Consider the following 11,672-nt stretch of genomic DNA (forward strand, 5'->3'; position numbering starts at 1 on the left):
TGCTACTGCATCCTCCAGATCCAGCATGATGGAATCCGGTCTGTAGATGTACGGATCCTTGATCAGTCCCGGCTTCTGGCAGTTTAAGAACATCATGGAACGTCTCAGTCTTTTTTTATTCGGATGGCTCATTATTTAATTACACCTCCCCATGGAAGATTCTCAGTGATATCGTTGGAACGGTATACTGCGCACTCAACACGTGCCTTTAAGGTGCAGTCCAGAGCACCCTTGTCCACTACAGTCACCTTTGCGTCTTTTACATCAAGACGGTTTAAGGTCTCAAGGACAGTTGCTTTGATCTGCTTTCCAAACTGGTGAATCACACTGCTCTCGATGGAAAGCTCAACCGTGCCATTTCCCGGCTCTACGGTTACCTGGGCATCGCTGGATTCCAGAGTACCTGCCATGGCAGCTTTCTTTACTTCCATTTTCTTCCTCCTTTTGTCCGAAGACAATCAATACTTCTTCGCCGAATGTTTTTGCTATCACACACCGTTTTTTTGTTCATCCACAGTGTATCACCCGAGGTACAATCTTTCAAATACTTAAATTATTATAGTGTATATAAGCCTTCCTCTATATCTTTTTCGCTTTTGATAATTTTTATCCTATACCTCATAAATAAAAAACTTATGCCCCCTGAATGTACCGTAGGAATTGAATCCACTCCGGATTTGTGATATTATAATAAAATATTTCATGTACTTTTCAGCAAACAATACAATTACTTTCCGCAGAAAGGGAGTCTTTCTTATGAATATCAAACACGCCCAGTACATGCTGACCGTGATGCAGGAGGGCAGCATCACCGCGGCCGCAAAAAAGCTTTACATTTCCCAGCCGTCCTTAAGCCAGATGATCAAGCTGGTGGAGACCAATCTCGGCACTCCCATTTTTAACCGCTCCACGGACCCGATCACGCTGACCTATGCCGGCGAAAAATACATCGAAGCAGCAAAACAGATCCTCACGATCAACAACAACCTGCAAAAGGAGATTGACGAGATCAACCACGAGGACCACGGCTGCCTGAAGCTGGGCATACCGGTCCAGCGCGCCATGCAGGTACTTCCCTACGTGCTGCCCCGCTTTATGAAGAAGTACCCTTTTGTGGATATCGATCTGCATGAACATGGTTCGTCCATCACGGAATCTATGCTGATCGAAGGCTCCATCGACCTGGCGTGCCTGACCACCTATCCAAAGCATGAAGAACTGAGTTATACCCTGATCGAAGATGAAGACATGGTCCTTCTGACCAGCCGGAATACCGATCTTGCCAGACGGATCCCGTCCGGAACCCCCATCGAGATCACGCAGGCCCGGAATGAAAAATTTATTTCCAGCAAAGAGGGGCACAATGTCAGCATCATCCAGAAACAGCTATTTGCCACTTATGATATGCAGCCGGATATTCTTTTAAAAACCACCAGCATTGAGGTTGGCAAGCGTACTGCCATTGCCTGCGATGCAGTTATGATCTGCCCCATCAACTACATCGAAATGTCCCCGGAGCTGTATCCGTACTGCGCGGTTTATCCCATCAAGGGGATTGAGAACCAGAGAAGCTTCTATCTCTGTCATCGCAAGGACTTATACCTCACCAAATATATGCGTGACTTCATCCACATCCTGACGGAGGTGGATAAGCCCTTCCTGCATGGAACGGCATTTTCTGATACCACTGATTGATCATCGTTTGTAAATCATAAAAAAGGATTTCCCGTGTGAGCACTGCTGCATCACGGGAAATCCTTTTTTATGTTCTCATGTGTTTCTGATCGCTGTATGACAAAACCGGATCATCAATCCAGGAAGGATCGTATGGTTTTCGGGGTGCGGTAATTCCAGGTCGAAATCTTGATCCCGCTTCTGCGGCTTGCCGCATGGACAATCTGTCCGTTGCCGATATACATGGCTACATGATTGACGGTGCCTTTGCTGTTGGTGTAAAAGATCAGGTCGCCCGGGCGCATCTCGCTGGATTTGATGCTCCGTCCGGTCTTTGCCTGCTCCCTGGAAGTTCTGGGAAGACCGACACCTGCAACATGGCTTAAAACGTATTTGACAAAACCGGAACAGTCTGCTCCGGTATGCGGATCATTGCCGCCCCAGACATAACGTCCGCCCACAAACTGCAGCGCATAGTTGACTACCTGGCTGCGCATGGATGCGGTCTGGTTTGCCTTTTCCTCCAACGGGGAGAACTTGATGGCTTCACTCAGCGCATAACGTACCTCCACGTTATTATCACGGGTAGAGATATAGGCATTGTCCGCGCTCTCCCCGCTGTCTCCGTCTCCGGTATCCAGCTCGATCTCAACCCAGCCATCCAGCTGGGAGACAACCGAATAACGCTCCTCCTTGGAGATCTGGGTCCAGATCTTGGCATCAGTGTTTGGCTCTGCCCGGACGTTCAGACGGTCAGTGTTTACAATCGCCATCAGGGAGGCTGCATTCACAGCCAGATCCTTTGCCTCCTGCCCCACAGCCACATACTGGGGATCTGCCGTCACATAACCGGTAATGGAGCCAGACTTGATCTTATACCAGCCATCCAGCGTTTCCAGAATCTCGCCGGCCGCCTTGCCCGGCAGCTTACCGATGATATTCGCCTGTGAGTCGGTACTCGGTTCTTTGCGGATGTTTAAGTAATTATTGACCTTGGAAATCAGCAGATTGTCATACTGATTTAAGGCCATGGCCTTCAGATCCAGCTTTCTGGCCTCATTTAAAGCAAATCCAACCGTAACATAATCAGCGGAAATGTAACCGTCCGGGATCTTTACCCATCCATCCAGCTCCTCCTCTACCGTGTAACGTTCGTTCACCAGAGCCTGTCCCACCACATTAGCCGGATCCATAACAGGCTCCTGGCGGATATTCAGCTTTTCTGTCTGGACAATGGCCATCTTTGAGACATATTCCAGGGCCTTTGTCCTGGCTTCCTCCCCGCTGATCACATACTGATTATGAATGTAACCTTCAATTCCGCCGGAGGAAATGTGATCCCAGTCTCCTTCTCTGTCAAGGATCTCACAGGCACTGTTCTGTTCCAGCTTTCCGATGATCTTTCCGTCAGAGCCTGGTGTCTCCCGGACATTCAGGTAACCGGAAACCTGCACCAGTCCAAGGTCCTGGTAGGCATCTACCACAGCCTGCTTTTCTGCTTCCTCGATGTGAACGTCCTGGTCTCCTGCATCCCCGGCAGTTGTCTCCGCAGCTTCCTCCCCGCGTGCTTCTGCATCCGAGTCTGTCGCGATTGCTACGCCCTCGGACTTACCGGAGGAAGCCGGAAATCCGCCTTTTTTCCACAAAAATAAAACGCACAAAACCAGAAGGAGCAAAATCACGGCAATTCCTGCAATATGCAGATAATTTGCCCGTTTTCTGCGCCTTCTGGCTCTTTTGATAATCCTTGTATAGTCTTTCTTTTCTTCAGACATGGCAGTTCTCCTCATTTTTGCTGCTATTCAGTATAACATACCTTGCCTGATATTTTAAGCGATAGATGTGAAAAAAGTATTAATTTTCTATTACGTCTGTTACAGTTATTCTGTTTATTTCTGATTCTGTGCCTCTTTTGCCTTTGCGAAAGCAATGATCATGTCAGCTGTACCTTCCGGCCCCAGCACAGAGCTGTTGATGCACATGTCATAGCTTCTGGAATCGCCCCACTTCTTGCTGGAGTAGTAATTGTAGTAGCTGGAGCGCTTTTTATCTGTCTTTACCATGATGTCCTTTGCCTTGGCATCATCGACATGATACAGGTTTTTGATGCTGTTTAACTTATTTTCATCGTTACCGGTGATAAAAACAGAAACCGTATTCGGATAATCTGCCAGCGCGTAATCTGCGCAGCGTCCTACAATGACGCAGGACTCTTCGTTTGCGATCTTCTTGATGGTGTCAAACTGTGCCAGGAAGATCTTGTGGTTGATCGGCATATCCATATAAGCAGAGTTGGTATATCCGAGAGAATAGGTATCCATAACCAGAGAATACAAAAAACTGCTGGTTGGCTTCTCATCATGGGTTTCAAAAAGCTCCTCACATAATCCGCTTTCTTTTGCTGCTCTGGTAAGGAGCTCTTTGTCGTAACACTTCACGCCCAGCTTTTCTGCGATTTTCTGACCGATCATCTTACCGCCGCTTCCACACTGACGTCCAATTGTAATAACAAGATTTCCCTTCATACTATCTTCTCCTTTCAGCATGCACATGATGTAATTCTTTTATTGATTAAATTATAGCACAAATAAAGCCCAATGTATAGGAACAAAGCAATATAATTTGTCTATTTTCAGATAACTTTTTGTGATTCTTTGCGCTGCCTTTAATCCTGTTCCAGCTTTCGCAGCAGCTTCTCAAAATATTCCGGAAGCGGCGCGTGAAATTCCATATATTCTCCGGTAGACGGATGGATGATGCCAAGGACTCCGGCATGCAGTGTCTGACCCTGAAGACCGGAAAACGGAACCTTTGCAGGTCCGTAAACCTGATCTCCCAGAAGCGGATGACCGATGCTCGCCATATGAACACGGATCTGATGAGTCCGCCCGGTCTCCAGCTGGCATTCCACATAGGTAAAGCGGCGAAAGCGCTTCAGGACATGATAATGGGTGACAGCCTCCTTGCCATTCTTCTCGTTGATGCTCATCTTCTTGCGGTCCACCGGATGGCGTCCGATCGGCGCGTTCACGGTTCCATCGTCTTCTTTGATCACACCATGCACGATCGCATAGTATTTGCGGGTAATGGAATGGACCTTCAGCTGTTCTGCGATCGCATTGTGCGCTTTGTCATTCTTACACACGATCAGAACGCCGGTCGTGTCCATGTCGATCCGATGCACGATGCCCGGACGCATCACGCCGTTGATCCCGGAAAGCTCCTCCCGGCAGTGATGCATCAGACCATTTACCAGGGTTCCGGCATAGTGTCCGGCTGCCGGATGCACCACCATGCCCTTGGGCTTATTCACCAGAATGATGTCTTTGTCCTCATAAAGGATATCCAGATCCATGTCTTCGGCCGTAATTTCCGGCTCTACTGCCTCCGGCACCTCGAGACGGATCTGATCTCCCACCGAAAGCTTATAATTGCTCTTTACCGGTTTTTTGTTTACTTCAACTCCGCCGTCCTTTAACAGCTTCTGCAGATAAGAACGAGACAGATCTGCAAGCTGTCCGCTTAGATATTTGTCGATCCGCTGTCCTGCAGCAGACTCCGCAGTCAGTTCGTAGATCACCGGTGTTCCCCCTTCTTCCATTCAAAGACCGCCAGATCTTCTTCCTTGTAGAAAAAGCAGAGAAGGCACAGGAGAGCCGCGGTTGCTGTGGTCACATAGATGTCTGCCACATTAAAGATCGGGAAATCGATCAGCTTGAAGTATAAAAAATCTACCACGTAGCCCTGTGTGGTACGGTCTACCATGTTTCCAAGCGCACCTGCCGTGATCAGGATGGTGCAGATGCGAAGTCCGGTATACCGCAGGCAGCTCCATCCCGGCATGCGCCACATCACATAGATGGCCGCCGCCAGCACAACGGCTCCGATCAGGAAGAAAAAGCCCTGTTTTCCCTGCATCATGCCAAACGCAGCTCCCCGGTTTTCCGAGTACAGGAGTTCAAATACTCCGTCCAGAATCACAAACGGCGTTTTCCCTTTCAGATGTGCCACTGCCAGAAGCTTTGTGTACTGGTCAAGCAAAACCAGCACCAGGCTTAGGGCTGCCCAGGAAAGCAGATTAAATCCTTTCGTCTTCATCTGAGCCTCCCATCAGCCAGTCCAGGCACGCATCCATCTCTTCGTCCGTGACGGTACGGTCAATGAAGGCCTCACCGATCCGGTGCAGCAAAATAAATTTAATCTTGCCGGAATCCATCTTTTTATCATTTTTGGTAGCTGCGATGATCTCTTCTTTGGAAAGGCCGAAATCTGCAATAGCCACCGGAAGCCCGAACTGGAAAAATACCTCCCGGATCTGCAAAGCATCTTCCAGGGTGATCTCGCCGCGCTTTGCACTAAGGCCGGCTGCGGCCACGCTTCCGAGTGCTACACACTGTCCGTGCAGCAGCTGGAAATGCATCAGTTTTTCAATGGCATGGCCCAGGGTATGTCCAAAGTTTAAGATGCCGCGGATTCCCTGCTCTGTCGGATCCTGCTCCACCACATCGCGCTTGATGCGGCAGCTTATGAGGATCATCTGCTCGCAGACGGAAAGATTCCTCGCGAGAATCTCCTCCCGATGGGCCTGCAGCCACTCATAGTAATCTGCATCCATGATCAGCCCGTGTTTGATCACCTCACCCATACCACAGGCAAACTGCTCCTGCGTCAGGGTCTGAAGGCTTGTAACTGCCGTGTAGACCAGCTGTGGCATATGGAACGCGCCTACCATGTTCTTATAGGCGTCAAAATCCACACCGGTTTTACCGCCGATGCTGGAATCAACCTGGGACAGCAGGGTTGTCGGCACCTGAATAAAACGGATGCCGCGCAGGTACGTTGCTGCGGTAAAACCACAGAGATCTCCCACAACACCTCCGCCCAGCGCAACCAGCATGTCACTTCGGTCATAGTGGTTGCGGATCAGAAATTCATACAGATCCCGCACGGTATCCAGATTCTTGTTCTCCTCCCCAGCCGGGAACACAAAAAGATGGACCTCCCTGCAGACTGGCTCCAGCTGCCGGATCACGGTATCACTGTAGAGTTCTGCAACCGTGCTGTCTGTCACCACGCAAAGTCTTCTGTCCCGGACAGAAAGAGCTGCTACCTCCTGTCCCAGTCTGTCATAATTTTCTTCCATTACAATATCATAAATGGGTTTTCCATCCCGATGTACTGTCATGCGATCGCTCATGATGTCTGTGCTCCTTCTCTTTATGAATATAAACTCTGAATAAAGAAATACAGACAATCTTCCTCTTTTGTCCGTCGGAAAATTGTCTGTACCCTTGTCTGCCTGGTTTTATAAGCGGATATTCAGCCCGGATACATCCAATGTGCCGTTCCCGATCATCTCCTGGAAATCACCTGAGAGTTCTACGGACTCCGGTGTGGCAATAAAGATGTAGCTGGAAATTTTCTGAAGGTTTCCGTTCATGGAGTATGTGGAACCCGATGTGAAATCAATGATACGCTGTGCGATCTCTGTGTGGATTCCTTCCATATTCAAAACTACCGCCTTTCCGGCCAGCAGATAATCACAAATTTCTCTTGCATCCTCGATTGAAGTAGGCTTTACCATGGATACCTCCATGCTGCGCTTCATCGGGACAACTTTAGAAGAACGAGAGAAGAATCTTGGTTTTTCCTCGCTCCCGTCATCGTAGCTCTCAGACTCCTCACGAGCCGGGAAACGTCCTCTTTTGGCTGGCTTTTCTGCCTCATAATCGTCATCCGGACCAAAGTATTCTTCGTCCTCATCCGGACTAAAACGCATGGTATCCATCAGTTTGCTCAAAATGCTCATAACCTATATTCTCTCCAATCCTTATCTGGCACCAAATATTCCGGTGCCGACTCTTATCATGGTTGAACCTTCCTCTACAGCTACCTGATAATCTCCGGTCATACCCATAGAAAGGACACCCATGTTAACATTATCAATGTTTTTCTTTTTGATGTCAACAGATAATTGATATAATTTTCGAAAAACCGGACGATTTTTTTCCGGGTCATCTACGAAAGGCGCAATGGTCATAAGACCTTCGATCTGAAGATGCGGAAGTGCTGCAATTTGACCTGCCATTTCCTCCACATCTTCCGGCATCATGCCAAACTTGCTCTCCTCTTTTGCCACATTGACTTCCAGAAGGATCTTCGCTGTGATGCCCAGCTTTCCTGCCTCCTGGGAAATCTGCTCTGCCAGGCGGTAAGAATCCACAGAATGGATCAGTACTGCGTGGGGCAGCACCTGTTTTACCTTGTTGCGCTGCAGGTGGCCGATCATATGAAAACGGGCATCCTCAGGCATTTTCGGGTGTTTTTCCAGAATCTCCTGTACCTTATTTTCACCAAAATCCCGCGCGCCGGCCTCATACGCTTCTTCCAGCATGAAAAGCGGTTTGGTCTTGCTCACCGCGATCAGGGTAACCTCCTGCGGAGAACGTCCTGCCTTTTCGCAGGCTTTTTGGATATTCTCTCTCACTTCGTTCAGATGATCTCTTATGGTGTTCATGATTATGCCTCCCTGTTCTGTTCAATCCTGTGTTCTGTTCGGAGCCTCTTACTGGTAAATCAGTTGGCCTTCGTATACGGTATTGGCATCCAGCACAATGTGATCATATACCGAAAGTCCGTAATTGGTGCCCTTCCTGATCGAGTAGTACTCATCGTTGGATTTGATGATCTCGATCTGTTTAAATACGGCATAGCCCTTGTTAATGTTATACACGCCCTGCAGGGACGCGCTCTGTCCAATCTGATAGCGGTCCTGGGAATCCGGTTTCACTACATAGTCCCCGGACTGCAGTGGGGAGTCTTCTCCCTTTTCGATATAATAATACTCGTCTGTCGCGTAATAGATGGAAACCGGCACAAATTCTGCTGCGGTCCCACTGTCAGAATAAACCTCTTTCATGAAACCGGTATCGCTGGTATCACCGCCCTGGACCATATATTCCAGCGGGATCAGATAGAATTCCTTCTCGGTGACTGCTTTAACCGGGATTTTCAGTCCATCGGCCTTTTCGGTATCTACCTCAAAGGTCACATAACGGTCAGAGGCAAACTGGACCATATACTGGGTGAAGTCCAACTTTCCGTAGGAAGCTCCGTCCCCACCGGTAATGATGGAAAAATCTCCGGTTGCATCCAGGTCGTTGGCGGAAAATGTCACATGAAGCTGTGTCTGGTCTTTATATTCTTCCACCGCGTCCTCCGACAGTGGGAATATAATGCTCCAGTTATCGGAGGTGATCAGCTTATAGACCGGAGCTGACTGCTCAATAAGCTGACCGGCCTTCGTGATGGCCTTGGAATAGCCGGAACGATCAAAGGTGCTTTCCGTGATCTGATCCTCCGTCAGCCCTTCAAAGCCATCTACCGCATAGGATACCACTCCGGATACCGGAGCCGTCACCTGCACAAAGGAAGCCCCGGCCTGCTGGATGATACTGTCCAGATTGCCCAGCGCATTGAAATTCGCATACTCCAGTACCGCCGCTTCCAGGGAATACTGCAGATCATAGATACTCTCAAACTTCCGGTCACTGTAATTCATGGAAAACGAAGAGAGCTGACGTTTGACATCGTTTAAATTCGCATCTGTCAGGCCTACATTCGCGTCCGGATTCTCCTGCATCAGTTCCGCCATATTGCCTGTCTCATCGATGGAATAGATACGGGTGCCGATTGCAGCCCTCTTGCCCTCACGGATATAATAGTTGATATATCCGGCCCGGTCTGTATTCTCCACCCTCTCATCCCGCAGGATGATGCCGGTATACTGGCGGTCATTTACGATGTTGCCCTCCACAACCTCATAAAACTGAACCTTCTCCTTTTTCATGTAAGTATAAACACTGAAGAGCAGATAGACAAAGATGATCGCGAAGATCATCATGCCTATATTGATGTTTCGCGGATGGCGATATCTCACAATGTTTGATTTCTTTTTTTTTGCCAATGCACTGTTCCTCCCGGCAGTATCTGGTGTCTTTGTGACTGCTTCACGTGTTTAGAAGGAGCACGCATTTACTGTCACACAAACAGCCGGGGAGAACCTTCCGCCCCGGCTGTAAAAATAGTTACAAAAATTCATACTATGTATTACAGAGAAACCACAACATCTTTCTGTGCGTTCTCCGGCATTTCTGCTGCATCCATGGAGATGCTTAATACGAAGTTCACACTGTATTTTTCACTGATTCCCTCTAATGTGGTGATGGTCTCGCTGATGTCTTCTCCCTCTAAACCTGCAAGCTTCAAAAAGCTGTCTAAAAACATAGTCTCGATATCGTGATCCTGTGAAATGATACCGCAGATAAAACCGATGAATCCCTGGCTGGTGGAAACCGGGTATTCATTTACGTTGATCAGGCGGATCCGGTTGTTGAGCTCATACATATGTTTGGAACTCTTGTCGAGATAAACGATGGAACCGGTAGCTGCCTTGATACCGTTGTTTGCCATATCCAACAGATGTTTTGTTTTTCCTTTGCCTTTTCTGCCTGCAATGATCTGAACCATAGTCGTGTCCTCCTTGGGTTTATTGAATCTGTATAAAAATTCTTTTATTATTAACGTAATTATAGTACAAATATATGGAATATGCAATCACTAATTGACAATTTTGCCCATAATCTTTGTCATATTATCGTAGAGGACGTCTCTGTTCTCTGCTTTCAACACCACAGAGATATAATCGTTTCCGCTTTCATCCTGACACCCCAGGATCAGACAGGAGCCTGCCGCTCTGGTAGTGCCGGTCTTTCCCCCTATGACCGCAACGCCTTCCGGCGCCTTGCTTTTACCGTTTAAATACTGGTTGCTGTTTTTCCATTCCTGAGTTTTTGCCTGTCCGGTGCTGTCCGTGTACTGTGCCTGATAGGATACCGTACCGATGATCTTGCGAAACTCCGGATATTTTAAAGCCTCGTTGAAGATCAGGTAGAGATCGTATGCCGTTGTATAGTGATCCTCGTTGTTTAAACCATGGGGATTCACAAAATGGGTATCGGTTGCTCCAAGTGCGTGAGCCGTCTCATTCATCTTTTCCGCAAAAGCCTCTGTACTTCCCGCCATGTGAACTGCGATCGCAGCCCCGGCATCGTTTCCGGACGGGAGCATAAGTCCGTATAAAAGCTGCTCCATCGTCAGGGTGTCTCCCGGATTAATATGGGCCAGGGACGCCCCGGTCTCCGTGATGATTGTCTCCGGACCTACCGTCACAGAGTCAGTCAGGTCACCATCCCGGATTGCAATGAGAGCTGTCATAATCTTGGTGATGCTGGCCGGATACAGCCGTTCAAACGGATTTTTCTGGAAGATCACCTGTTTGGAATCTATACCAAAGGCAGCCGCCGCTTCTGCTGTTACAGATGCGTCCTCCTCTCCTTCCTCCCCGGTGACCACACACAGATTTTTTGCGAAGGAATCTGCCTGCGCATTCTCCTGAAGATCCCTAGCCATGCTTTCCAGGCGTGAGCCTTCATAGGTAAACTGCGTCTGTCTGCTGCAGCCTGCAAGCACAAGACCGGCAAGCAGACAGGCCGCCGTCATCATTCTTATCTTTTTCAAGCCGCACACCTCTAGCGATACACTTCGCGCCACTCCAGATCGCCGCGGTCCAGAGCCTTGATCAGCAGCTCCGCGGTAGCCAGATTGGTTGCAAATGGGATGTTGTAGATATCGCACAGACGGACTACATCGTTTACATCCGGCTCATGCTTTTTCGGATGCAGCGGATCTCGCAGATAAATAACCATATCCATGTCATTGTGCTCGATCTGGGATGCCAGCTGCTGCTGTCCGCCCAGATGGCCTGCCAGGTATTTGTGTACATTTAAGTTGGTCACCTCTTCAATCAGGCGTCCTGTAGTGCCGGTTGCATACAGTTCATGTTTATTCAAAATTCCTCTGTATGCAATGCAGAAATTCTGCATCAGCTTCTTTTTGGAATCATGTGCGATTAAACCGATGTTCATAACTGAACCCTC

The 11,672-nt window shown here is 48.5% G+C and carries 14 protein-coding genes; 1 reads left to right on the top strand and 13 read right to left on the bottom strand.

The genetic code is table 11. The features are described 5' to 3' along the window. Nucleotides 1-132, bottom strand: a 132-nt coding sequence (locus ACMP1L_RS06645) for an aldolase/citrate lyase family protein (protein ID WP_418452115.1), incomplete at its 3' end; no start/stop codon positions are given. Further along, nucleotides 132-431 carry a citrate lyase acyl carrier protein gene (gene citD, locus ACMP1L_RS06650; protein ID WP_118532484.1) on the bottom strand — a complete coding sequence of 100 codons (300 nt, stop codon included), beginning with the start codon at nucleotides 429-431 and terminating at the stop codon, nucleotides 132-134. The genes citD and ACMP1L_RS06645, both read right to left, overlap by 1 nt. Before the next feature lie 325 nt (nucleotides 432-756). Here citD and ACMP1L_RS06655 point away from each other — a divergent pair, with 325 nt between their 5' ends. Then, entirely contained in the window at nucleotides 757-1,695 is a 939-nt protein-coding gene (locus tag ACMP1L_RS06655; protein ID WP_418452421.1) for a LysR family transcriptional regulator, read from the top strand. A gap of 113 nt (nucleotides 1,696-1,808) precedes the next feature. On the opposite strand, the gene ACMP1L_RS06660 is transcribed toward ACMP1L_RS06655, so the two are convergent. The 11 genes from ACMP1L_RS06660 to mgsA form a co-directional block, all read right to left on the bottom strand. Next, a complete protein-coding gene (locus ACMP1L_RS06660) occupies nucleotides 1,809-3,449 on the bottom strand; it encodes a C40 family peptidase (RefSeq protein WP_418452422.1) in 1,641 nt (546 codons plus the stop codon). Between the two features lie 114 nt (nucleotides 3,450-3,563). Continuing rightward, nucleotides 3,564-4,199: a cytidylate kinase-like family protein gene (locus ACMP1L_RS06665; RefSeq protein WP_418452423.1), complete on the bottom strand. Its 636-nt coding sequence runs from the start codon at nucleotides 4,197-4,199 to the stop codon at nucleotides 3,564-3,566. Nucleotides 4,200-4,339: 140 nt separating this feature from the next. After that, on the bottom strand, nucleotides 4,340-5,275 hold the full coding sequence (locus tag ACMP1L_RS06670; protein ID WP_418452425.1) for an RluA family pseudouridine synthase: 936 nt from the start codon (nucleotides 5,273-5,275) through the stop codon (nucleotides 4,340-4,342). After that, nucleotides 5,251-5,772: a signal peptidase II gene (gene lspA, locus ACMP1L_RS06675; RefSeq protein ID WP_177303908.1), complete on the bottom strand. Its 522-nt coding sequence runs from the start codon at nucleotides 5,770-5,772 to the stop codon at nucleotides 5,251-5,253. The genes ACMP1L_RS06670 and lspA overlap by 25 nt, the downstream gene beginning before the upstream one ends. After that, entirely contained in the window at nucleotides 5,753-6,871 is a 1,119-nt protein-coding gene (gene aroB / locus ACMP1L_RS06680; RefSeq protein ID WP_418452427.1) for a 3-dehydroquinate synthase, read from the bottom strand. The genes lspA and aroB overlap by 20 nt, the downstream gene beginning before the upstream one ends. Nucleotides 6,872-6,979: 108 nt before the next feature. Then, a complete protein-coding gene (locus ACMP1L_RS06685; RefSeq protein WP_118732195.1) occupies nucleotides 6,980-7,483 on the bottom strand; it encodes a cell division protein SepF in 504 nt (167 codons plus the stop codon). A gap of 21 nt (nucleotides 7,484-7,504) precedes the next feature. Then, on the bottom strand, nucleotides 7,505-8,191 hold the full coding sequence (locus ACMP1L_RS06690) for a YggS family pyridoxal phosphate-dependent enzyme (RefSeq protein WP_118732196.1): 687 nt from the start codon (nucleotides 8,189-8,191) through the stop codon (nucleotides 7,505-7,507). Between the two features lie 48 nt (nucleotides 8,192-8,239). Then, nucleotides 8,240-9,640 carry a biotin/lipoyl attachment domain-containing protein gene (locus ACMP1L_RS06695; RefSeq protein ID WP_118732197.1) on the bottom strand — a complete coding sequence of 467 codons (1,401 nt, stop codon included), beginning with the start codon at nucleotides 9,638-9,640 and terminating at the stop codon, nucleotides 8,240-8,242. Between the two features lie 143 nt (nucleotides 9,641-9,783). Continuing rightward, a complete protein-coding gene (locus tag ACMP1L_RS06700; RefSeq protein ID WP_118732198.1) occupies nucleotides 9,784-10,203 on the bottom strand; it encodes a twitching motility protein PilT in 420 nt (139 codons plus the stop codon). A 90-nt stretch (nucleotides 10,204-10,293) separates the two neighbouring features. Next, nucleotides 10,294-11,238, bottom strand: a complete 945-nt coding sequence (locus tag ACMP1L_RS06705) for a D-alanyl-D-alanine carboxypeptidase family protein (protein WP_475544524.1) — start codon at nucleotides 11,236-11,238, stop codon at nucleotides 10,294-10,296. A gap of 26 nt (nucleotides 11,239-11,264) precedes the next feature. Next, complete coding sequence (mgsA, locus tag ACMP1L_RS06710; RefSeq protein ID WP_118726814.1) at nucleotides 11,265-11,660, bottom strand: methylglyoxal synthase; 396 nt, start codon at nucleotides 11,658-11,660, stop codon at nucleotides 11,265-11,267. Between the last annotated feature and the right edge of the window lie 12 nt (nucleotides 11,661-11,672).

It is taken from the genome of Ventrimonas sp., assembly GCF_048380235.1.
Taxonomy (GTDB): domain Bacteria; phylum Bacillota; class Clostridia; order Lachnospirales; family Lachnospiraceae; genus Brotaphodocola.